This window comes from Ruegeria sp. BB5, assembly GCF_056539405.1.
The window spans coordinates 41164-63970 of the sequence record NZ_JBQFUX010000002.1 but is presented as its reverse complement, the minus strand read 5'-3'; the positions used below and the strand labels follow the sequence as shown (position 1 = coordinate 63970).

Annotated in this window: 23 protein-coding genes; 13 read left to right on the top strand and 10 right to left on the bottom strand. The window is 59.4% G+C overall.

Annotated features, from left to right (window positions below):
* Positions 1-6: 6 nt before the first annotated feature.
* Positions 7-756 (top strand): extensin-like domain-containing protein, encoded by a 750-nt coding sequence (locus ACR0DL_RS08295; RefSeq protein WP_480688554.1) that lies wholly within the window; start codon positions 7-9, stop codon positions 754-756.
* Between the two features lie 142 nt (positions 757-898).
* Positions 899-1240, top strand: a complete 342-nt coding sequence (locus ACR0DL_RS08290; RefSeq protein WP_170349521.1) for a DUF2853 family protein — start codon at positions 899-901, stop codon at positions 1238-1240.
* 194 nt (positions 1241-1434) lie between these two features.
* Here ACR0DL_RS08290 and ACR0DL_RS08285 read toward each other — a convergent pair whose 3' ends face one another.
* From ACR0DL_RS08285 to tsaD, 5 genes are all read right to left on the bottom strand, one after another.
* Positions 1435-2556 (bottom strand): hypothetical protein, encoded by a 1122-nt coding sequence (locus ACR0DL_RS08285; RefSeq protein WP_480688553.1) that lies wholly within the window; start codon positions 2554-2556, stop codon positions 1435-1437.
* A 160-nt stretch (positions 2557-2716) separates the two neighbouring features.
* Positions 2717-3139 (bottom strand): EVE domain-containing protein, encoded by a 423-nt coding sequence (locus tag ACR0DL_RS08280; protein ID WP_480688551.1) that lies wholly within the window; start codon positions 3137-3139, stop codon positions 2717-2719.
* Positions 3139-3408 carry a YciI family protein gene (locus tag ACR0DL_RS08275; RefSeq protein WP_170349518.1) on the bottom strand — a complete coding sequence of 90 codons (270 nt, stop codon included), beginning with the start codon at positions 3406-3408 and terminating at the stop codon, positions 3139-3141. Before ACR0DL_RS08275 ends, ACR0DL_RS08280 begins: the two co-directional genes overlap by 1 nt.
* 1 nt (position 3409) lies before the next feature.
* Positions 3410-4372, bottom strand: coding sequence for an NAD(P)H-dependent glycerol-3-phosphate dehydrogenase (locus ACR0DL_RS08270; protein WP_480688549.1), 963 nt, complete (start codon positions 4370-4372; stop codon positions 3410-3412).
* Positions 4369-5466 (bottom strand): tRNA (adenosine(37)-N6)-threonylcarbamoyltransferase complex transferase subunit TsaD, encoded by a 1098-nt coding sequence (gene tsaD, locus ACR0DL_RS08265; protein WP_480688547.1) that lies wholly within the window; start codon positions 5464-5466, stop codon positions 4369-4371. Before tsaD ends, ACR0DL_RS08270 begins: the two co-directional genes overlap by 4 nt.
* Positions 5467-5563: 97 nt before the next feature.
* Here tsaD and ACR0DL_RS08260 point away from each other — a divergent pair, with 97 nt between their 5' ends.
* Genes ACR0DL_RS08260 through ACR0DL_RS08250 form a run of 3 tightly spaced genes read left to right on the top strand, consistent with a single transcriptional unit; the run spans position 5564 to position 9128 of the window.
* Positions 5564-6277 carry a uroporphyrinogen-III synthase gene (locus ACR0DL_RS08260; RefSeq protein ID WP_170396910.1) on the top strand — a complete coding sequence of 238 codons (714 nt, stop codon included), beginning with the start codon at positions 5564-5566 and terminating at the stop codon, positions 6275-6277.
* Between the two features lie 54 nt (positions 6278-6331).
* Entirely contained in the window at positions 6332-7582 is a 1251-nt protein-coding gene (locus ACR0DL_RS08255; protein WP_480688545.1) for a COG4223 family protein, read from the top strand.
* Between the two features lie 10 nt (positions 7583-7592).
* Positions 7593-9128 (top strand): heme biosynthesis HemY N-terminal domain-containing protein, encoded by a 1536-nt coding sequence (locus ACR0DL_RS08250; protein WP_480688543.1) that lies wholly within the window; start codon positions 7593-7595, stop codon positions 9126-9128.
* Positions 9129-9132: 4 nt separating this feature from the next.
* On the opposite strand, the gene ACR0DL_RS08245 is transcribed toward ACR0DL_RS08250, so the two are convergent.
* Genes ACR0DL_RS08245 through ACR0DL_RS08235 form a run of 3 tightly spaced genes read right to left on the bottom strand, consistent with a single transcriptional unit; the run spans position 9133 to position 12225 of the window.
* Positions 9133-10167 (bottom strand): ABC transporter substrate-binding protein, encoded by a 1035-nt coding sequence (locus ACR0DL_RS08245; RefSeq protein WP_170349513.1) that lies wholly within the window; start codon positions 10165-10167, stop codon positions 9133-9135.
* Positions 10164-11561: a sensor histidine kinase N-terminal domain-containing protein gene (locus ACR0DL_RS08240; protein WP_480688541.1), complete on the bottom strand. Its 1398-nt coding sequence runs from the start codon at positions 11559-11561 to the stop codon at positions 10164-10166. The genes ACR0DL_RS08245 and ACR0DL_RS08240 overlap by 4 nt, the downstream gene beginning before the upstream one ends.
* Complete coding sequence (locus tag ACR0DL_RS08235; RefSeq protein ID WP_480688539.1) at positions 11554-12225, bottom strand: response regulator transcription factor; 672 nt, start codon at positions 12223-12225, stop codon at positions 11554-11556. The genes ACR0DL_RS08240 and ACR0DL_RS08235 overlap by 8 nt, the downstream gene beginning before the upstream one ends.
* Positions 12226-12377: 152 nt before the next feature.
* Between ACR0DL_RS08235 and ACR0DL_RS08230 the strand changes: the two genes are divergently transcribed.
* From ACR0DL_RS08230 to ACR0DL_RS08220, 3 genes are all read left to right on the top strand, one after another.
* The gene (locus ACR0DL_RS08230) at positions 12378-13346 is read left to right on the top strand and encodes a Bug family tripartite tricarboxylate transporter substrate binding protein (RefSeq protein ID WP_170349510.1); all 969 of its coding nucleotides are present in this window, start codon (positions 12378-12380) and stop codon (positions 13344-13346) included.
* Between the two features lie 72 nt (positions 13347-13418).
* A complete protein-coding gene (locus ACR0DL_RS08225) occupies positions 13419-13850 on the top strand; it encodes a tripartite tricarboxylate transporter TctB family protein (RefSeq protein ID WP_480688537.1) in 432 nt (143 codons plus the stop codon).
* Positions 13851-13860: 10 nt separating this feature from the next.
* Complete coding sequence (locus ACR0DL_RS08220) at positions 13861-15399, top strand: tripartite tricarboxylate transporter permease (protein WP_170349508.1); 1539 nt, start codon at positions 13861-13863, stop codon at positions 15397-15399.
* A gap of 141 nt (positions 15400-15540) precedes the next feature.
* Here the strand turns inward: ACR0DL_RS08220 and ACR0DL_RS08215 are convergent, their stop codons facing one another.
* Complete coding sequence (locus tag ACR0DL_RS08215) at positions 15541-16404, bottom strand: amidohydrolase family protein (RefSeq protein ID WP_480688535.1); 864 nt, start codon at positions 16402-16404, stop codon at positions 15541-15543.
* Complete coding sequence (locus tag ACR0DL_RS08210; protein ID WP_480688533.1) at positions 16401-17399, bottom strand: ester cyclase; 999 nt, start codon at positions 17397-17399, stop codon at positions 16401-16403. The genes ACR0DL_RS08215 and ACR0DL_RS08210 overlap by 4 nt, the downstream gene beginning before the upstream one ends.
* Positions 17400-17563: 164 nt before the next feature.
* Here ACR0DL_RS08210 and ACR0DL_RS08205 point away from each other — a divergent pair, with 164 nt between their 5' ends.
* The 5 genes from ACR0DL_RS08205 to ACR0DL_RS08185 all read left to right on the top strand — a co-directional run bounded on the left by ACR0DL_RS08205 (position 17564) and on the right by ACR0DL_RS08185 (position 22800).
* Positions 17564-18637 (top strand): ABC transporter ATP-binding protein, encoded by a 1074-nt coding sequence (locus tag ACR0DL_RS08205; protein ID WP_170349505.1) that lies wholly within the window; start codon positions 17564-17566, stop codon positions 18635-18637.
* Positions 18638-18685: 48 nt separating this feature from the next.
* Positions 18686-19897 carry an ABC transporter substrate-binding protein gene (locus ACR0DL_RS08200; RefSeq protein WP_170349504.1) on the top strand — a complete coding sequence of 404 codons (1212 nt, stop codon included), beginning with the start codon at positions 18686-18688 and terminating at the stop codon, positions 19895-19897.
* Positions 19898-19964: 67 nt separating this feature from the next.
* The gene (locus tag ACR0DL_RS08195) at positions 19965-20987 is read left to right on the top strand and encodes a carbohydrate ABC transporter permease (RefSeq protein ID WP_170349503.1); all 1023 of its coding nucleotides are present in this window, start codon (positions 19965-19967) and stop codon (positions 20985-20987) included.
* A gap of 1 nt (position 20988) precedes the next feature.
* Positions 20989-22143, top strand: a complete 1155-nt coding sequence (locus ACR0DL_RS08190) for a carbohydrate ABC transporter permease (RefSeq protein WP_170411195.1) — start codon at positions 20989-20991, stop codon at positions 22141-22143.
* Between the two features lie 126 nt (positions 22144-22269).
* A complete protein-coding gene (locus ACR0DL_RS08185) occupies positions 22270-22800 on the top strand; it encodes an ester cyclase (protein ID WP_425081201.1) in 531 nt (176 codons plus the stop codon).
* Positions 22801-22807: the final 7 nt, after the last annotated feature.

Sequence of the window (22807 nt, the reverse complement as noted above, 5' to 3'; positions counted from 1 at the left end):
ACGGGTATGACCAAACGCACAGGACGCCGCCGGATTTTGTATCTGGCGGCGTCTTTGTTTTTTACACTCGTTGCCTTGCTGATCGTCGTGGGCGGCGGCGGGTGGTGGGTGTTGTCGCATCCGCAAACTCCGGTGCCGCCACATTGGAACCCCCTGCGGGATTTGACTGTCACAGCGCCGGTCACACCGGTTACCGCGTATCAGCTGCGCCGCGCATTGGGGGATGAGGCACAGTGCCGGGCCGCCCTGTCCGCAGCCGGAGTGGTTTTTGAGCCGATGGACGAGCTGGTGGTGGATCGGAACTGTGGCATTGCCGGTCGGGTCCTTTTGTCTGGTCTGACCACCGCACGGATCGAAGCGGTCGAAACCAGCTGCACCACAACATTGCGGCTGGCCTTATGGGAACATCACGTGGTGCAGCCCGCCGCGCGCGAGGTCCTGGGCACCAACGTGCGCGCCTTACGCCACGTGGGCAGCTACAATTGCCGCCGGGTGCGCACTGCGCAGGGGCAGGACAGCGGCTGGAGCAGCCACGCCACCGCGGACGCGATTGATATAATCGGCCTGCAACTGGGGGATGGCCGATCCCTGACCCTGCTGACAGATTGGGACACGCCCGGACCCGAGGCCGCGTTTTTGCATCGGATTGGACGTGGTGCTTGTGACTGGTTCCGGGTTGTTTTGGGGCCAGATTACAATCGCTTGCACGCCGACCATTTCCACCTGCAGGGTCCGGGTTGGGGCTTTTGCCGCTAGGCCAGCCGGGCCGCTTTGCGCCCTTATCGGCATTAGGGGGAGAAATCCCTTAATTTTTTCCTTTCGGAAAAATATCTGTCGCGGCTAACCTTAATGAAGACGGTAAGGGTGCCGTTTCATTGTAACTTAGGGAGATTGGGACATGGGAAAACGCGACGAGCTGATCGCAAAATACGCAGATGATCTGAAAAACAAATGCGGAATGGACCCTGATATGGACCTGCTGACCAAGGTCACAATCGGATGTGGTCCGGCGATCTATGACGCCGACGCGTCGACCGTGGCTGCCACGCAAGAAGGTGAGATCGAGACGGTCAAGAACAACTTTCTGATCAAGAAGCTGGGCCTGTCAGACGGGCCAGAGTTGACGGGCGCAATCAACACTGCGCTTGAAACCTATGGCATGTCTGAGCGTAACAAATACCGCGCCGTTGTCTATTACATGCTGACCAAGCATTTCGGCAAAGAGTCGGTCTACGGCTGATCCCTTGATGCCCGTCAGGCCACTGGCGGGCGTTTTCAATTTTAAGCACTTGGTGTTTGTGCTGACCACCAGAACTCGACTAATATCTAAGAGAGACCAGTACGGTCAGAGCCAAAGATTTCCAGACGCGTGTGGTGAGTAGGGAGCACGCGGGGGTAGGGAAGGTTCTGCATCGTCGGAACCTTCCCGCATTTTTATTGGAACTCTTCAATAATTCGGGCAACAAACCGTTCCACTGAATCTGGCCCTCGATTTGGTTGGCGTTTTCTTCCACCCCCCTTACCGGCCAAATAAACCTCAATATGACCCGGTCGCGTTTTTGGACCGGACTTCGTAAAGTCCCGAGAGATACCGCCAAGCAAACTTGCTGTCAGTTCCGCAATTTGCGCGTCCTTGGGGTGATAGAATCGGACCTGAGTCGCCTTCACGGCATAATTTACCCGCGCCGTTGCAATCACGTCAGTCTGGTCCGAGGTCAAAACCTCAAGCACGGCGATGCTGGTTTCGTTCGACACGCCAACGGGTACAAAAAGAGATACCCCTGTTTCAGCCGGCTGGTCATGATTAGGCAGGCTGTCATGTTTTTCGGGGATCACGAGAACCGATCTCGGTGCGGTGGCTCGGGCGATCACGAGGTCAGGTACGGTTGTTAGCGGAGCCACCGGTTCGTAAGAGCCTTGTATCACTGGTGCCAATAGAGTCTCACCCCAGGCAGGCGCATAGTCCATTGGAAAATGTGAGTTGCCCCCTACTGACTCTGGCTCCGTAGTTGCAGTGGAGGTCTTGTGCGACACTTTGGCAAACCGCGAAACCGGTTTTGCGGCGTCTGATCCCAAGCTTGACAGGGTCGTATCACCGTCATTTGGATCACCCGCCGTCGGATTTACGTTTGCGTCGATTTCTGCTGTTGTATCAATAGATAAGCTGGTTTGAACCACCGCGTCGGGGTTTCGCCATCCTGCGAAAACACTTGTTGCGGCCCAATGCAGGGCAGCGCCACAGAGCATTGCACCAAAAACGATCGGATACATGCGATTGACGCGCTGTTTTCGGGGCGGTTGCATTGGGTGTTTCGACTGAGAACTTTTGAACACAACCTGCTCAAATTTGAATTCACCGGGGTCCGCGGGGCTGTCTTCCTGCGGCGTTTCAATCTCGATTTCCAGTGACGTTTCCGGGTGACCTGATTGCTGCGCATCGGCCAGCGCAGCGGCGCGCTGTTTTCGCGCAATCTCAAGGCGCGCTTCCCAGCATTTTGAACTCAGCTCAGCAGCAATGTCTTCGTTCTTCCCACCGCTGCCTTCAACGTCAGACATGGGTTCTTGCTTTCGAATTGATCAACCAAAGATCGAGCATCACCAAAAGACAGACGACCACTGAAACTGCGGCCGCCATTGCCCCCACATGGTGCAGCCCTAAAAATATACCATTTTATTGGTGGTTTGAGAAGGTTTGCACCCTTAGACGTTGATTCCGTCAATCCGGTTGGGTGGCCCCCAGCGCACAGATGGTTGCCCATTCCTCATCAGTCACAGGTTGAACGGACAGGCGCGAGTTTTTCACCAGCACCATCTCGTCCAGACGTTCATCTGCCTTGATCTGCCCCAAAGTGACAGCTGTGGTGAACGGGCGTACAGCCTTGATATCCACACATTCCCAGCGTTCATCATCTGTGGTGCTGTCGGGGTGGGCCTCGGCGCAGACCTCGACAATGCCGACAATCGCCTTGTCCTTTTGCGAGTGGTAGAAAAACCCGCGGTCACCGATTGCCATCTGACGCATGAAATTGCGCGCCTGATAATTGCGCACGCCGTCCCACTCTTCGCCCGCATCCCCTTTGGCAACCTGCTGGTCCCAGCTCCAGGTTGAGGGTTCGGATTTGAACAGCCAATATGCCATCAGCCGACGACCTTCTTCCATACGATCAGATCAACGGATTGAAACAGCCCTGCTTTGGCATAGGGATCGTTGTCTGCCCATGTTTGCGCAGCAGCCATGTCCTCGACCTCAAGAATGATCAACGAGCCGATCATCGCGTCGCCGTCCAGCAGGGGGCCTGCCTGTGCAACAACGCCAGTTTCCTCGATATAGGCCAGGTGGTTGGCGCGATTGTCCAGCCGGGTTTGCAGGGCACCGTCCTTGTCCTTGGCGATCAGGGCAATGAGCATATTATTCCTCCTTGAGGGGTCGGTTAAGCAGGGTTTGAATGGCTTGGGGCACACTATAGGTACCGTGGCTCAGGTCGGCCACCGTGGCGCTGATGGGCATGTCCAGCCCCTCAGCCGTGGCAATGTCCGCCATGGCGCGCGCGGTTGCGACGCCTTCGACCGTTGTTTGGCTGTCGAAAGGGCGATTTTGACCCAAACACAGGCCAAAACGATAATTTCGGGACAATTCGGATGAGCAGGTCAGCACCAGATCGCCCAATCCAGACAGGCCCATCAAGGTATCGGGACGCGCACCGCGCATCAAAGCGAACCGCTGCATCTCGGCAAAGCCACGGGTCATCAGGGCAGCGCGGGCACTGTCGCCCAGCCCGGCCCCAATGGCAGCGCCGCAGCCGATGGCCATGACGTTTTTCAATGCTCCACCCAGTTCCGCGCCGATCACGTCGGTGGTGCGATAAAGGCGCAGGTTCGCAGTGGTCAGATCGGTCTGCAGCGTTTCGCTCAGATCACCATCCGCGCAGGCCAGCGTCAGTGCCGTGGGCAGCCCGCGTGCGATGTCGTCGGCAAAGCTGGGCCCGGTCAGCAGGGCCCGGTGCGCATCCGGGATGGTCTGGCGGATCACCGAGATTGGACCAAGGCCCGACGACAGTTCGATCCCCTTGCAGCAGGCAACCAATGTCTTTCCGGCCAGAACCGCGGCATGTTCCGTCAGAGCCGCGCGCAGTTTCTGCATGGGAACCGCCAGCAGCAAGACATCAGAGGTCACGGCGTCCTGTATATCGGCTGTCACCAATACTTCGTCTGGCAGGGCGACGTTTGGTAGGCGCGCAGCGTTTTCGCGGCTGTCTTGCATTTGGTTGGCTTGCCCGGTGTTGCGCGACCACAGCGTCACCGATCCGTTCCCGGCCAGCGAAATCGCCAAAGCGGTGCCAAATGCCCCAGATCCAAGGACAGCGACGCTCATGCCTTGGCTCCTTTCTTGCCGCTGCCCAGCATGGCGGGACTGGTCTGATCCAACGGCCAGCGGGGCCGGGCGGTCAGGTCCAATCCATCCCGGGCACCGGTACGAAACCGCTCCATCCCTGCATAGGCAATCATGGCGGCGTTATCGGTGCATAGGTTCAGCGGCGGGGCCGTGAATCGCGCACCTTTTTCTATGCAAACAGTCTCTAATGCTGAACGAATGGCCGAATTTGCTGCTACGCCACCTGCAACCGCGATCACCGGCTCTGCAGGGTTTTCCTCCAAATACAGATCCATCGCCCGGCGCGTTTTTTCGGCCAATGTGTCGACAATGGCCTGCTGAAACCCAGCGCACAGATCTGCGCGGTCCTGTCGGGTCAACCCACCCTTTTCGGCAACGATCTGGTCTCGCATCCGCATCAGCGCGGTCTTGAGCCCCGAGAACGACAGATCACATCCTGGCCGGTCCAGCAGTGGGCGGGGAAAGCGGAACCGCTTGGGATCGCCCGACCGGGCTTCGACCTCGACCGAGGGGCCGCCGGGTTGCGGCAAGCCCAGCAGGCGGGCGGTTTTGTCGAACGCTTCGCCGGGGGCATCGTCGATGGTGCCGCCCAGACGGGTGAATTTTTCCGGTCCGTGGGCAATCAGGTACTGACAATGCCCCCCCGAGACCAACAGCATCAGATAAGGAAAAGCGATCCCATCCGTCAGACGCGGTGTCAGGGCATGCCCGGCCAGATGGTTCACCCCGACCAATGGCAGGCCAGATGCTGCACTCAGCCCCTTGGCACACATGACGCCCGACATGACGCCGCCGATCAGACCCGGCCCGGCGGTGACCGCGATGGCGTCCATATCGGCCAGGGTCAGCCCTGCGGACTGTAACGCCTGCACCACGCAGACATCCAGTTTTTCGGCATGCGCGCGGGCGGCAATTTCGGGCACTACGCCGCCAAAAGCGCTGTGCAACTCGGTCTGGCCATGCACGATAGAAGACAGAACCTCGGCCTCTGCACCAACGGTTTGGCGCACGACGGCGGCGGCCGTGTCATCACAGCTGCTTTCCAACCCGAGGATGGTAAGTGTTTGCACCATTGGCCTGATCCGTTACACCATGACTGCCAAGCGGGGTATCACCCTGCGCGGATGCAAACAATCCCAAGGCGGAAGGCGCCGACCGTTGTATTTGTTGATGACCCGCCCGCGCGCCGCCTCAGAACGGTTTGTCGCGCAGCTGCCGGCCCGCACCAGATCCCGGGTCAAGGTCATCTATTCCCCGCTACTCGAAATCAACCCCTTGCCGATCAATGTCGACACCAGTGGTGTGCGGGGACTGATTTTCACCTCGGCCAATGGGGTGAATGCTGCCGTATCCTTGGGCTTGTCTCGGAACATGCCCGCCTTTTGCGTCGGCCCTGCCACCACCAGCACGGCCCAAAGTGCTGGTTGGAACGCGCAGATGGTTGGCGCAGCGGCCGAAGAACTGGTGGCCTATCTGCTGAAACATCGGCCCGACAGCCCGCTTTTGCATTTGCGTGGAGAACACAGCCGGGGCAATGTCGCCACCCGCCTGACCGAGTCGGGACTGACCGTGCGCGAACAGGCCGTCTATCAGCAGCGCCTGTTACCGCTGACACCCGAGGCCGCAGCCGCCACCGATGGCAAAGAGCCGGTCATCGCACCGTTATTTTCGCCCCGGACGGCGCGACAATTTGCCGATATCTGGGCTGGTTCAGCGCCCCTGTGGCTGGCCGCAATCAGCGAAGCGACTGCGGAACCCCTTTATTTTTTGGACTATGCGCATCTAAGGGTCGCCAAAGCGCCAACCCCCAAGAAAATGCGGAAAGCGGTTAAAAAACTTGTGAAACATGCGATGCGGGTTGAGGGTAGCGATACCACCGATTAACTTAGAGTGGCCTGTTATTCATATGATTTTGGATTCGATAAGGGGAATGTTGCGGTGGCTCGTAAGAAGAAAACCGATCAAAAGCCAGTGGAAGACCCCAAGTCGGACAAAGCGGTCGAATCCACAATTGCTGAGGAACAAGCTACTGTTGACGCGGCCGAGCCGGTAGAAGAGGGCTTTTCCGAAGCCGAAGCCGAAGCCGAAGCCGAAGCCGAAGCCGAAGCCGAAGCCGAAGCCGAAGCCGAAGCCGAAGCCGAAGCCGAAGCCGAAGCCGAAGCCGAAGCCGAAATGGCCGTGGAACCGACCCACGCTGAGCCTGCGGCGCACAAAGAAGAAAAGCGAGGCGGCTTTGTCCCGGCCCTGATCGGTGGTGCAATCGCCGCGGCGATTGGCTTTGCCGCTGGCAGCGCGGGCATGTTTAATTCGGGCCAGTCTGACGCGCTGACAGCTCTTGAATCGAAGTTGAGCGACCAGGCCAGCCAGATTGAAGCGCTGACGAAATCCCTATCCGAATCCCAGTCCGGCAGTTCGGACGTAGACAGCAAGATCGCGGCCCTGACTGATCAGGTCACGCCGCTCAGTTCGGATCTGGCGGCGTTGAAAACCAGCCTGGATGGGCTGGCTGGCAAGGTTGACCCCTTGGCCAGCCGTCTGAACGATCTGGAAAGCGGCGCCCTGACGCAAGGCGCCTCGCCCGAGGTCTCGGCCGCCTTTGAGGCCGAACTGCAGAAACTGCAGGACTCGTTGACCGCGCAGCGGGCTGAGGTCGAGAAAATGGTCTCGGATGCACAAGCGCTTGAGGCGCAGGCCGCGGTCAAGGCACAGGCCGCGACCAATGCCGCGGTTCTGTCTCAGGTGCATGGGCAGTTGGAGGCGGGCCAGCCTTATAACGACCTGGTAGACCAATTGACGGCAGGTGGCGTGAACGTGCCAGAGGCCCTGGCAACACCGTCCACGGAAGGCGTTGCAACTCTTGCCGCCTTGCGCGAGTCCTTTGTGCCCGCAGCCCGTACTGCGCTGGCCGATGCACGTGATGCCGACAAGACAACCGGGCTGGTCGCCTTTCTGCAACGGCAGACCGGCGCGCGATCAGTGACGCCGCAAGAGGGTGACGGCCCGGACGCGGTCCTGTCACGGGCACAGGCAGCCCTGTCCGAAGGGGATATCGCCACCGCGCTGAGCGAGCTTAAATCTCTGCCCGACACGGCACAGGCCGCATTGGCCGATTGGGAACAGGCGGCCCAGACACGTGTGGCTGCCGTGGACGCCGCAAATGCGCTGCAATCCAGCGTAAACTCGAACTGAAGGACCTGCCATGCTGTGGTCATTGTTAAAGATCCTTGTTTTTGTAGCGATTATCGGCCTGCTGGCCATGGGCGCCATGTTCCTGATGGAAACCAGTGGTGGCGTGCAAATCACCGTTGCGGGCACCGAATTTACATTGGGGCCATTGCAATCGGTGATCGCGCTGGGCGTGCTTGTGGTGGCCATCTGGGTGATCTTCAAGCTGTTGACCCTGCTGATCGCGACACTGCATTTCCTCAATGGCGACGAAACTGCCCTGTCGCGCTATTTCGACCGCAGCCGCGAAAAGCGCGGTTATCAGGCGCTGGCGGATGGGTTGATGGCGTTGGCCTCGGGTGAGGGGCGCGTGGCGATGAACAAGGCCGCCAAGGCCGAGAAACTGCTGAACAAGCCGGAACTGACCAATCTACTGGTGGCACAGGCTGCCGAGATGAATGGCGATACGAAAAAGGCGTCAGAGACCTACAAGAAACTAGTCACCAATAACGCCACCCGCTTTGTCGGTGTGCGCGGCATCATGAAGCAGAAACTGGCCGAGGGTGATGATGACACAGCCCGAAAGCTTGCTGAAAAGGCGTTGGCGATCAAACCGCGCCATGCCGAGACGCAAGACATTCTGTTGGGTCTGCAGACCAAATCGCAGGACTGGGCTGGTGCGCGATCAACTCTGACGGCCAAGTTGAAGGCGGGCCAACTACCGCGCGACGTGTTCAAGCGCCGTGACGCGGTTCTGGCCCTGTCCGAAGCCAAGGACATTCTGGATGATAGCGCCACGGTCGAACAACAGGAACACGCGATCGAGGCCAACCGCCTGTCGCCTGATCTGGTGCCTGCCGCCGCGATGGCCGCGCGTGCCTATATTGAAAAAGGCAAGCCGCGTGCTGCGACCAAGATCCTGAAAAAGGCTTGGGAGGTGCAGCCGCATCCTGATCTGGCCCATGCTTTTGCCGAGATTGCACCGGATGAAACCCCTGCGGCGCGGATTACCCGCTTTGTCGCCCTGACCCGTATCCACCCCGAGGATCTGGAGACCCGCCTGATCCTGGCTGAGTTGAACATCGTCGCCGAGGACTTCCCTGAAGCCCGCCGCGCGCTGGGCGATGTGGTGGAAAAACAGGCCGATGCGCGGGCCTATACCCTGATGGCCGCGATAGAACGCGGCGAAGGGTCCTCGGACGCTGTTGTACAAGGCTGGCTGGCCAAGGCGCTGAACGCGCCGCGCGGTCCGCAATGGGTTTGCGACAACTGCCACGACATTCAGCCCGAATGGGCCCCTGTCTGTCAGAACTGCGGCAGCTTTGACACGCTCAGCTGGCAAACCCCGCAAACGCCCGAGATCGCAACTGCGACCGGCGTTCACATGCTGCCGCTGATCGTCGGCGCGCTTGAAGACAAGCAGGAACCCGAACCCGAGCCGGAACCCGAAGTCGAAGAGGTCGAGGAAACGGCCGAACCCGAGGTCATCGAGATGGAGGCCGAACCTGTCCGCCCTGACGTTGAACCGGTGCGGCCCGATGTCGAACCCGTGGTGGAAAAACAGGCCTGACGCCTTAACGCGCAGTTTCTACGTTGAATGCGTCGTTCCAGAGTTTAAACAGCTCGGCCCGACGGTTCTGATCGCGCGCCACCAGCAGCGCTGGGGACAGGGCGATAAATCGGCGGGCGCTAGGGTTCAGGCCAGTCTCAGCCGCGTCCATCGGGGCGACAAGGCCCGAGGCCGCCAGCAGGGTTTGTGCCTCAGGCGACAGCAGGAAATCCAGAAACCCGGTGGCGGCATCCTTGTTTTCCGCCTGTGCCGGGATCATGAAAGCGCGCGATAGGACTAGCGTGTAATCCTCGGGCAGGATCACCCCCACACCGGGGGCATCGGCATTGGCTACGTAAGAGCCCAGAACGTTATAGGCGATCAAGAACCGCCCCTCGGCCACATCGCGGATGATTTCGGCGGAACAACAGGTGGCCACGGCGTCGATGCGGGCAAACCCTTCGATCAGGGACCCGAATGTCGTGGCCTCAAGACTGTCGCCATAAGCAAACAGGTACCCCAGCCCGGATGCGGCGATATCATAGGTGGCCACCCGCCCGCGTAACAGGTCGGGCTGGGTGCGCATGGCGTCCAACAGGGCAAACCGGTTGCGCGGAACATCCTGATCTGACAGCAGAGATTTGTTATAAGCAATAACCGCGGGTTCCGTGGTGATCCCCCACAGCTCATCCCGCCAACGCCGGGCCGCGGGCAGGGCTTCGGTTCGGGGTGATCTGTAACGATGCCCGCAGGCGGCGTTAACCAGCCAGACCATTTGCTGAATGGCCGAGGAAAAGACCACATCAGCCGGATTCTCACCATTCTTGCAAACCGTCCGGCTGTGCTGGAACAGCGCGTTTGACCCCCATTGCTCATACGTGATCCGCAGGTCGGGGTTCTGGTCGGCAAACCGCTCAAGAACCGGGGCGATGATGGCGATATCAGTGGTCGAACGGATCAGCATCGGGTCGGCTCCGTCACCGAAGCTGGCCGTGGCCTCCTGCGCGCATGCAAGGCCGGGCAGGGCAAACAGAAGGCAGGTCATCAAAGCGCGGATCATTCCACCCCCCTTGAGGTCGTGGCAGGAAAGCTGAGTGCGGCGCGAAAGCCAATGTTGTCGCGGGTCATTTCAACCTTGCCGTCAAACGCCTCGGCTGTCGATTTCACGATGGACAGTCCCAGCCCGCTGCTGTCCTCGCCCGAGCCGGTGGTGCGATTGAACCGATCACCGATTTGTTCGGCGACAGGGGTGGCCGGGCCAGGCCCATGATCGCGCACCCACAATACGGCACGGCCACTTTCTTGCGCAGCCCCGATGCTGACCGGAGGTTGCCCGTGCCGCAGCGCGTTGCCCAACAGGTTTTTGGCAGCTTCGGCCAGAGAAAAGGCATCGGCATTTACCGGAACGGGATTTTCTCCGATCTCCAGCCGCACTTCGACCCCTGGGGCGACAAGCTCATGATCGCTTTGTTCCAGCACGTCCAATGCCACCTCGCGCAGATCAACGGGAAGGCGCGGGGCACTGTCGATGCGGTGGATCACCATGGCACGGGACAGCAGTTGGTCCAGCAAAGTACCCAGCGATCGCGTGCGGCCCAGTAGCCGGTCTAATGCCCGTTTGCGGGCGGGGGGGTCGGGATCATCCTGCGCAATTTCCGCCTGAACCCGGATCGCCGCCACCGGCGTGCGTAGCTGATGCGCCGTGTCGGCAATCAGGTTGCGCATGGTGTCCACCTGACGGTCCAGCCGTCCCATAAAGCGGTTCATCGCGTTCAGCATCACCTGCAGTTCGCGCGGCAGGCCGTCGCTGGCCATAGGGGTCAGATCGTGAGGATCGCGACGGGTCAGATCCTCGGACAGGGCCTCAAGCGGGCGCAGGGCGGATCGGGTGACAATCCATGACATCGCCAGCAACAGAACGCCTGCCACCGCCATCGGCAGCAAGGCGTCGCGCATCAGGCCAACGGTCATCATCTGACGCGCGCGCAAGGTCTGCCCGACCAGTATTTCCACCTCGCCCGAAAACTCGCGTTCGGCAAACAGGCGGGCCAGGCGGACAAAGCGCGCAGGTTCTCCGTTCAGATCAGCGGCGAAATAGATCGGAGCAGCACCAGGCTGTTGCGGTATGTCGATCACCGTGTCGCGATCCAACCCGGTGATAAAAGGGCCATCTGGTACTTGAACCGCATAGAAAATCCGATCTTCAGGGGCCTGCGCCAGCAGTTGAAAGGCGGAAACCGGCAGGTCTACGACGGGTATGCCGTCCTGAATCCGAACGGATTCGGCGATGTCGCTGGCGGCGCCAAGCAAAAGCCGGTCATAAGCCTGCCGCGCCGCCAATCTGCCATTGGCCCAGATCGACAAAGCGACAAGGCAGCCGCCTAGTATCAAAATCAGCATCACCGCGCTGAGAACACGGGCAGTCAGGCTGTGGGGCAGGTGCAGCTTAGCCATCCAGACCGATCCGGTATCCGACACCACGCCGGGTGGTGATGCTGACCGTACTGCCGGTGAACTTTTTGCGCAGGCGGGCGATATACAGCTCAATCGCGTTTTCGCCGACATCGGCATCCTCGAACCCGTAAAGCGAATCGTACAGCCGGGTTTTCGACAGGAATTGCCCCTCATGCCGGATCAGTGCGTCCAGCACAGCGGCCTCGCGCGCGGTCAGGTTCAGGCGTTTGCCCTCCAGCGCGGCGCTGCGGTCCTTGGGGGCATAGATCAGCGGGCCCAGCGTGATCTGCTCGGATTTTCGGTCGGCGTCGCGACGAACCAGGGCGCGCAACCGGGCCTCTAGCTCACGCTGGTCGAAGGGCTTGCCCAGATAGTCGTCGGCCCCCTTGTCCAGCGCGGCGATCCGATCTTCGACCGAGGTCAGCGCGGTCAGCATCAGCACAGGGATACGGTCACCTGCCGCGCGGATCTTGCTTAGGAAATTCAACCCGGACCCATCGGGCAGGTTGATATCCAGCAACATGGCGTCATAGGTTTGGACTGCACGAAAATCACCGGCGGCTTCGACGGTTGTGGCCAGATCACATACGACACCGGACCGGGCGAGATGGGCCATGACACCTTCGGCCAGATCTTCGGCATCTTCGATCATCAATACGCGCATGACCCCTCCCCAAGGCGAACGCCTGAACCCTGACAGGTTCGTGACAGCATTATTCGGTAAACAGATTCAACCTGCAAGAACGGGCCTTGTGTCCTGCGGGGATCGGTTTCGGCTGCACGCGCAGTCCAAAAAGACCAAAGGAGGAGACACGAATGAAACTGTTTGGAACCAGTGGCGCGATTGCGGCTGCTGTCTTTGCCCTGTCCGGCGTTGCGGCCAGCGCGCAGGAATGTATCGCCCCGGCCAACCCCGGTGGCGGATGGGACTTCACCTGTCGACAGGTGGGTAAATCGCTGCAGGATCTGGGCCTGATCGACCAGACCATGCAAGTGGTGAACCTTGCCGGTGGCGGCGGCGGCGTTGCTTTTGCCGAGGTGGTGAACAAGCGCGGCGAGGATAATGAGCTGATCGTGGCGGCCAGTGCGGCCACTGCCACCCGTCTGGCGCAGGGGGCTTACCCCGGCAATACCATGGATCAGGTGCGGTGGCTGGCGGCCATCGGCGCGGATTACGGCGTGATTGCCGTTGCGGCAGATAGCCCGGTCAACACGCTGCCTGAATTGCTGGACCAGATCAAAGCCGACCCAACCGCCGTGTCGGTTGCGGGTGGCTCGGCCGTGGGTGGTTGGGATCACCTGAAGGTTCTGATCGCAGCCAATGCATATGGCATCGACGATGTGCGCTCGGTCAAATACATCGCCTTTGACGGCGGTGGCGAGGCCGTGACCCAGCTGCTGGCCGGGTCGGTTCAGGCCTTTACCGGCGATATCTCCGAGGCCAAGGGTTTCGTAGACTCGGGCGACATCAAGGTGATCGCGGTGCTGGCACCCGAACGTCTGCCCGGCGAATTCGCCGATTTCCCGACCGCCAAGGAACAGGGCATTGACGCGATCGGCGCCAACTGGCGTGGCTTCTATGCTCCGGGTGGCATGACCGATGACGCCTATGGAGACTGGGTCGGCAAGATCGGTGATCTCTACGCTTCGGATGAATGGAAAGAGGTGATGGCCGCCAACGGTCTGGCACCGCTGGACCTGCAAGGCGCAGATTTCCAGAACTTCGTGGCTGAATCCGTGGGTCAGATCCAGACCATCTCGAAAGAGATCGGGATTATCAAATAACACCACTCACTGTGATCCGGGCACCTGGCTGTGCCCGGATCCAATCATTTACCCGAACTATAGGAGACACCGATGAGTGACCGTATCTTCGGGGTCGTCGGACTGCTACTTGCCATCGGATTTGCCTTTTCCGCACTGGCGATCGAGGAAAGCTTTCTGTCTGACGCCGTCGGGCCCAAGGCCTTCCCGCTGATCATTGCTTCCATTCTGGGCCTGTCGAGCATCGTCATCGCCCTGCGCCCTGATACCGAACCCGAATGGCCCGCGCTGGGCCGTCTGGTTGAGATCGGCGCTGCCGTGGTAATGATGATCCTTTACGCCGAATTGCTGCCCGTTGTGGGATTTGTCATCGCCACCGCCTTTGCCGCCGCCTATCTGGCCTGGCGTCTGGGGTCCGGGCCGCTGGAAAGCGTGTTGGTTGGCGTCGGCACATCCATAGGTATCTACGTTATTTTCCATCTGGTTCTGGGCCTGTCACTGGCCCGCGGCCCGCTGGGCTTCTGAGGAGAGGGGCATGGAAACATTAGCATCCCTTGGGGACGGTTTCGCCATCGCGCTGACATGGCAGAACCTGATGCTGGCCCTGCTGGGCTGTTTTCTGGGTACAATCATGGGTGCGTTGCCCGGTCTGGGCCCGTCCAATGGTGTGGCCATTCTGATCCCGCTGGCGTTCACGCTAGGTCTGGGGGCGACACCCTCGCTGATCCTGCTGACCAGCGTCTATTACGGTGCAATGTATGGGGGACGGATTTCATCCATTCTTTTGAATATCCCCGGGGATGAGCCCGCGATGATGACCTGTCTGGACGGGCATCCGATGGCCAAAAAAGGGTTCGCAGGTGAGGCACTGTCGCTGTCCGGCATCGCGTCGTTTGTTGGGGCGTTTCTGGCCACTTGGGGCCTGATCTTTCTGGCACCGCAGCTGGTGAAGATCGCGCTGTTGTTTGGACCGGCGGAATATTTCGCCCTGTTCGCGCTGGCCTTTATGACGTTGGGCGGCGTGTCGTCGACCAATCAGGCGAAATCGGCATTTGCCGCCGCATTGGGACTTGGGCTGGCAACGATCGGGGTGGATACCCAAACCGGAGTGCCCCGGTTCACCTTTGGCGAGGTGCATCTGTATGACGGGTTGGATTTCCTAGTCGCCATTGTCGGCTTGTTCGCCTTGTCCGAAGTGTTCATCTTTCTTGAACACCGCCACGGCGGATCGGATGCCGAAGGGCGCAAGCTGAATATCGGCCGGCTTTACCCGCCGATGTCGATGGTCAGGAAATGCACACCGACCATGCTGCGCACCTCTTTCCTGGGCTTTATAGCCGGGGTTTTACCGGGTGCAGGCGCTTCGTTGGGCTCGTTCATTTCCTATTCGATGGAAAAGCGGCTGGTCGACAAGGAAAACACCTTTGGCACCGGTGATCCGCGCGGTGTGGCGGCGCCCGAGGCCGGGAACAACGCCGCTGCCGGGGGTGCTCTGGTACCAATGCTGGCGCTGGGCGTACCGGGTTCGGGAACCACGGCCGTGCTGTTGGCGGTCCTGCTGGCGCTGAACATCACGCCGGGGCCGCTGCTGTTCACGCAGAACCCGGATGTGGTCTGGGGTTTGATCGCGGCGCTGTTCATCGCGAACTTTATGCTGCTGGCGATGAATATCCCGATGGTGGGCCTGTTCACGCGGGTTCTGATGGTGCCGTCGCGCATCCTGATGCCCGTCGTGGCGATGGTCAGTTTTGTGGGTATCTATGGCATTTCGGGCTCCAGCTTTGATCTGCTGGTGATGATCGGGTTTGGTGTCATGGGGTGGGTTCTGCGCAAGCTGGACGTACCGCTGGTACCGGTTATCTTGGGTACGCTTTTGGGCAACTCGATGGAAAACAACCTGCGCCGTGCGGTTACCATCGACAACGGCAACTGGTGGACCCTGATCGACAGCCCGCTGTCCATCGCGCTGTGGACCATTGCCATCATCGGCTTTGTTCTGCCCCTGATTGTGGGCGCACGGGTCAAAGCCAAGATGCACCAGCGCCGCGATGAGGAAGGCGCGATCAGCGATTGATGAATCAGGCTTCGCCGATCACGTATTGGCGGCGCCGTCCCAGGGTCTTTCGGTTTGGTAATTCGCCTGAATTGTCGTTTCGGATGCCGAGCTGAGGCGTCGTTGGAACACATATGCAGTCGGTTTTCTGACCCTGATTGCTTAGATGCGATAGAACTGGCGCGCTGTGCCTCCGAAGACAAGATCGTGGTCTTGTTCGGGAACCAGCGCGCCGTACCTTTCAACCAAAACCGCATAGGTGGAAGACAGGCTGTCGACCGGGAAATTCGACCCGAACATGCACCGATGGGGCCCGAATTGGGTCAGGCATGTGTCCACGATGGGCCGCACGCGGTCGGCGCTCCAGTTGTGATCGAACATGCCAAGACCGGACAGTTTGCATGTCACCTGCGGCTGCGCCGAGAGGTGATGCAGCGCTTGCGCCCACCGTTGCAACCCTTGTTCCGACCGGTCATGGGGTGACCCTGCATGGCACAGCGCCACCCGCGTCGCAGGGGCCCGCGCCAGAACGGCGGCGGTCTGCTCCATCAATTCAGGAAGCAACTGCAGATCAAATGACAGTCCGCGGTCGCCCAGTTGTTTCAACCCGTCCAGAAACCTTGGATTGTCCAGCAGGTCGTTTGTGCCCGACAGTTGATCCTCGCCCGGTGCGCGGCCGATGATCTGACGCACCCCACGCACAGAGGGCAGGGTTTGCAAACGGTCCAGTTGCGCGGTCACGTCCTGTGCGGTCAGATCACAAAAGGCAACCTGGACCAGTGGCCAATCGGGATTTTGATCTGCAACAGACTGGACCCAATGCGCCTCGGCCCAGGGATCAGCTGCGCCCACCTGAATATGGACCGAAGCGGAAAACTCTATAGCATCAGCACGGAACTCGGGCAGAAGATAGTTCCGCTGAATGGGGCTGGGGTCACCGAAGAATCGCACCGCACCTTTTTCCATCAACCACGGATAATGCACCGCGGTCAGGTCCCACAGATGGTGATGCGCATCAATTCTCATGGTGTTTCAATCCCGGTTGTGCGGGCTAGAATATCGACGCCCTGTTGTTTCCAGAAATGCAAAAGATCGATGAAGATCCAGTTTTCGGCCAGCTTGTCACCCGCGCGGCGGTAGATGTCGATCACCCGAAACTCCGCCGCCTTTCCGGTGGCGGGCATCCCCATGAAACCGCCCGTGGGCACTGCGGTGAAATTGGGCCAGCCGAAAAAGCCGCCATAGTGCCCCTCGGCCATGCGGCAGATGTGTTGGGTCTTTGAGCGTTCGGTGAAGGCCGCGCGAAACGGGCCGGAATGCTGCTGCGCGTAACGCGCGATTGTGTAGGTGGCACCGATCCCTTCGGGCCCCCACCAGATCATGTTCTCGTGCCAAGTTTGCGCCAGCTCATCCGTTAGGGACAAACCGCTGTCCCACTGCCCAAGGTCCGAGATCATGGCGTTGATGACCTCCAGCGTCTTGTGACTTTCGTCGGCGGGCTGATCTTCGGTCAGAATGCCGTCATGTGTCATTGGTCCGGGCTGCACCAGATGCGCTGCGGTCTGTGGCGGAAAGGGGTTCTGACCGGCCTGAACCATCAGGTGCGGAATGTCGAAATACATTGCCGTCTCGGAAATCTTGCCATCCACAACATTGTGAAATTCGCAATACCGCAGAAGGGCCATCTTGCCAGTGGGGCGGATGCCCAGCCATGGCGCGTCGAACAGACCCATGAGGTGCCCCATCGACACCACCCAGACGCCTCCTTCGGTCAAAGAATTTCGGCCCGCGAAAAAGATATCCTGTCGGCGTTGTAGGTGGGTCAGACTGTGTTTCAGCGGCTGCCAGAACCTGCGCGCCACCGCGTCAGGGCCTGCGATTTCGTCGAACGGGTGAAATCCGCGCCACACCAGATTCGGTGCGCAATATTGCTTTGTGACGGTGGCCAACTCATCCCCATTAGCGCGGCTAAGCGCGTCATGGAAGGACAGGATCAGCTTTTTTTCAGTTTGAAAACCCACGGTGCTTTCCGTTCTTTATCAGTGTTTTGCGGGGTCTATTCCGCGAATTCGACTCGGTGGTTTAGTGTATTTTTGCATACGTATGCAAAAAAGTCTTGCCTGATTTGATATATGCGAATTACTGTTTTGCAAACGTATGCAAACGAATCCTTTCAGGGGGCACCATGGCGGAAATTCAATTGCGCAACGTCGGCAAGCGCTGGGGGTCATTCATTGGGGTCCACAATTTCGACCTGACCATCGCGGATCGCGAATTTCTGGTTCTGCTGGGCCCCTCGGGCTGTGGCAAGACCACCACGATGCGCATGATCGCCGGTCTTGAGGACGTCACCGAGGGCGAAATTCTGGTCGATGGCAAGGTGGTCAACGATCTGGAGCCCAAGGACCGCGATGTGGCGATGGTGTTCCAGAGTTACGCGCTCTATCCCAACATGAACGTCTACGAAAACATCCGCTTTCCTTTGAAAGTGCGCGGCATCGACCCGTCGACCCATGACGACAAGGTGCGCCGCGCCAGTGCAATGGTGGAACTGGACGATTTCTTGCACCGCAAACCCGCCGAATTGTCAGGCGGTCAGCGGCAACGTGTGGCGCTGGCCCGCGCCATCGTACGGGAACCGAACGTGTTCCTGATGGACGAGCCGTTGTCGAACCTGGATGCCAAGCTGCGTGTTTCGACCCGAGCTCAGATTAAGAACCTCAGCCACGAGCTGGCGGTGACAACCATCTACGTGACCCACGACCAGATCGAGGCGATGACGTTGGCCGACCGAGTTGTTGTGATGAAACAAGGCGTGGTGCAGCAGGTCGGCAGCCCGACCGATATTTACGACCGGCCCGCCAATACTTTTGTGGCCAGCTTTATCGGCTCACCGGCGATGAACCTGATGGATGGCGAGGTTTCGGGCGGTGTGTTCCGCGCCGAACATGTAGCCATTCCGGTCGACGCACCGGACGGTCCGATGACATTGGGCTTCCGCGCTGAAGATGCTGGCCTTGCCGAAGGGCAGGGCGAAATCACCGCACCGATCTACACGCTGGAACTGCTGGGCGATGCGACCATGATCTCGGTCCGGGTCGGCGGTGCGCTGGTATCGGTCAAAGCCGACAAAGCCTTCCGCGCCGAGATTGGAGATCCCGTCTCGTTCTCGGTGCCCAAAGAAATCTGTCACCTCTTCGAAGCTGGAAGCGGTGCGCGGATCGGGGAACAACCCCACGAACAGCCCATACGGGCTTAACACCGGTCCGGACGTCGACGACGGACCGATCCTGACAGGGAGAAACGCATGAAACTCAAGACGATCCTCATGGCAGGTGCCATGTCCATCGCGGCAAGTGGCACATGGGCTGCCTGTTCGTTTGAAAATGACGTACCGCTCAAATCGCTCTCGGCCGGTTTCGAGGCCTGGAAGGCCGTCACCGATGCGATGGCCGAATGCGGCAATTTCAATGCCTCGCTGGACCAGGAATTCCGCGAGAAACAGCCTGAGGCTTTTGCCGCCAGCCCGTCGCTCTATCAGATCGGTGGGGTGTCGAACACGACTCTGATCCCGTTGCTGAATGCAGGTACGATCCGGCCGCTGGATGATCTGGTCGAGAAATACGGACAGAACCTGCTGCCAAACCAGCTGATCAAGGTGGATGGCAAGACCATGGCAATTGCCATGATGGTGAACGCACAGCACATGATGTACCGCAACGACGTTCTGGCCGACCTGGGTATTGCCGAGCCCGCAACCTATGATGACGTTCTGGCCGCTGCCGCCAAGATCAAAGATGCGGGTGTTATGGAATACCCGATCGGCGGCACCTTCAAGACCGGTTGGAACCTCGGCCAGGAATTCATCAACATGTATATGGGTGAAGGCGGCTCTTTCTTTGGCGACGGCAACATGCCTGCGATCAATAACGAGCAGGGCGTTAAGGCGTTGGAAACCCTGAAGGCCATGACCGATTACATGGATCCGGAATATCTGGTCTCGGATTCAACTTACGTTCAGCAGCAGTTCCAGCAGGGCAAGATTGCCATGGCAAACCTGTGGGCCAGCCGCGCCGCTGCAATGAATGACGAAGCCGAAAGCCAGGTGGTGGGCAAGGTTACCATGTCGGCGGCTCCGATGGGCTCGGCTGCACCGGCCACTACGATCTGGTGGGACGGTTTCGTTCTGGCCTCGAACATGAGCGATGAAGAGGCTGACGCCGCCTTCCGCGTCATGCTTGAAGGCATGGATGAGGAAATGGTCAGTGCCAACAATGACGCTGCCGTCTGGCTGAACCCGGCCTACAAGGCAGGTGAACTGGCCGCCGGTGCGGCTGCATCCGCCCAAGCCGGGGCCAAGGCATACCCGGCTTCGGGCCCGATGGGCATCATGCACACCGCCTTGGGCAACGGTCTGGCTGATTTCATGACCGGCGCCAAGGACGCGCAAACCACACTGGCCGATATCGAGGCGGATTACATCACCGCCGCCAAAGAAGCCGGTTTGATCAACAACTGATCCTCCCGCGGGAGGGCCTCGGCCCTCCTGCACTCTTCCCTTTGAGAACCATGAGAAAGGCAGAGCCATGAATTTCCGGACATTTGCCGCCTTTGTTGGCCCCTCTGTCTTTATGATGCTTCTCTTTATCGCGTTCCCGCTGATCAGCGTGTTCAAGCAGAGTTTCTATGTCACCCAACCGATCTATGAGACGGTTGAAGTTGAAACCTGCACCCCCGGCTTTCTGACCCAGACCTGTGTGACCGAGACGGTTTCGCAACCCCAACTCGACGAAGAGGGCAAAGTCATCATGCAGACCCAGTATGTCGGGCTGGAAAGCTATCGCAACGTGCTGGAGCCTGAACGTGCATGGCGCGCGATCAGCGAGGGCAGCTGGAATGTGTTGTCCACCATCAACTTCTGGAAAGCGCTGCGGTTCACGCTGACGTTCACGCTGATCACCCTGCCGCTGGTCATCGTCTGCGGGCTGGGGATCGCCGTTTTGATCAACAATGCCGCGCAGGCGATAAAAGGGCCGGTTATCTTTATTTCGCTGTTGCCCTTTATCATTACCCCGGTGATCGGGGTGCTGTCGGTCAACTGGCTGTTTCGCGGCGACGGTATCCTGACGGCGCTGCTGGAGTGGTGGTTGAACCGCGATATCGCCCTGTTTGCGCAGGCCTGGACAATTGAGGTGCTGATGATGCTGTACCGCGTCTGGCACGTCGCCCCCTTTGCCGCCATCGTGTTTTATGCCGGTTTGCAAACGGTCAATCAGGACAGTCTGGAAAGTGCTGTGATTGACGGCGCAACCCGGTGGCAGCGGATGAAATACATCGTCATCCCGCATCTGATGCCGCTGATCATCTTTGTGTCGATGATCCACCTGATGGACAGCTATCGGGTGTTCGAAGAGATCGTCGGTTTCGCAAGTCAGGGCTATGTCATCTCGTTGCAGTGGTTGACCTATGACTTCCTGGTGCCTGATCAGGCGGGCAACCGTTCGATCAGCCGGGCCTCGGCCAGCGCCATGCTCACCATGATCGGTATTGCCATCCTGCTTATCTTCCCGCTGCGCCGGACATGGCGCGATCACAAAGGAGGTCACTGACATGTCCTCGCGCGCGCTTCGCCAACCGCTCAGCCTGCGGCTGACTTCAAACATCTTCCTGGCCTTCTGGTGCATCGTCGCCATCTTCCCGATCTTCTGGATCACGGTGATGAGCTTCAAGTCCCCAGTCGACGCCTTTGACGGTAATGCCCTGAACGTGATCTTCGGGCCGGCGACGCTGGCCAATGGCAAGGGGATTTCGCTGCTGGATATCCTTCTGGGGATCGGGGTGATCTGGGGCACGATTGCTCTGGTGACCAAAAAGATGCCTGGGATGATCAAAGCCTATTCCAAAGAAGGTCAGGAGTGGTTTGGCTGGGTGATTGGCATTCTGGCCACCGTGGTGGCCTTTCTGATCGTATTCTTCGTGATCCTGCCTGCCATTCTGAGCATACTGAACCCGCTCTTTGGCCCTCTGGGGCGGGACATATTGGGGCTGACGACCGAACACTATAAAACCGTTTGGATCGACCGAGGGTTTTCGAACAACTTCAAGAACTCGCTAATCGTAACCACGGGGGTTGTTGTTCTGTCGCTGTCGGTCGGGACACTGGCGGGTTACGGGCTGGCACGGTCGGGTTCGACTCTGGCGTTCTGGCTGCTGATCGTCGCGCTGATCTTCCGCGCGCTGCCGCCCTCGGCGCTGGTGGCCAGCTATCTGCCGGTCTTCATCAGCTCATCCGAATGGCTGGCGCCGATCCTGGGGGAAAACGCACCGACCCTTTACGGCAAGCCTTTCGCGGTGATTGCGGTGCTGGTGGCGATCAACCAGCCTTTCACGATCTGGATGCTGCGGTCATTCTTCCAGAATATCCCAGCCGAACTGGATGAGGCCGCGCGCGTTGATGGCTGCAATCACTTCCAGGCGTTCCGCCGCGTGATCATGCCGGTGATGTGGCCGGGGGTGATCACCACCGGTCTGTTCAGCTTTCTGCTGGCGTATAACGACATCCTCGTCACGTCGCTGCTGCTGGATGCGCAGAACCAGACCATGGTTCCCGCCATTGTCGGCATGTTCAACCGCGAGACCACGACTACCGATCAGGTGGTCGCTGTGGCAGCCGCCGTATCGATCACCGCGCCGCTGATCTTTCTTGTTCTGATCTTCCAGCGCCAGATCGTCAGCGGTCTGACCGCTGGAGCGGTGAAAGGGTAATGAGCAAGAACGCACGCCATAACGCCCTGTCGCGCCACCCGGCGCTGAACAGGATGCCCAGGGATTTTCTAAGCATTGGGGTTTCTTGACCCAATCCCTCCCTCGGCAACCTGAAAGGATAGAAAGATGAAAGGTTCCCGCCCCGAACAAGCGGTTCTAACCCGCGACACGGACCTGGACAAAACCGAAGACACGCGCCGCGTGATCGAAACCATGGTCGATGGCCTGAATGACCACCGCATTGATGACATTGGCGAGTTCTTTGCTCAGGGCTTTCGCTGGATGGGCAATCAGGGCTGTGGCACCAAGACCGGCCTGCAAGAGTTTCAGGACAACTGGCAGCGCCCGTTTCAGGCCGCGTTCTCGGACAAGACCTGCATTGATGAGGCCCGCCTGTATATGGGCGAATGGGCCGCAGCGTTCGGCCGCCAAGAGGCGACCCATTCCGGTGAGTTTCTGGGCATCGCCCCCACCGGCAAACGGGTCGAGATCCGGTACATGGATTTCTGGAAAGTGGTCGATGGAAAGATCGTCGACAACTGGGTGAACGTCGATTTCGCACATGTCGCGGCGCAGCTGGGTGTCGATCTGTTCAACGGGGAAGGCTGGGAAGCTTTTGACCGGGGTGAAAAAGTAGCGCCCCGGCCGAAAAACTGAGGATTGG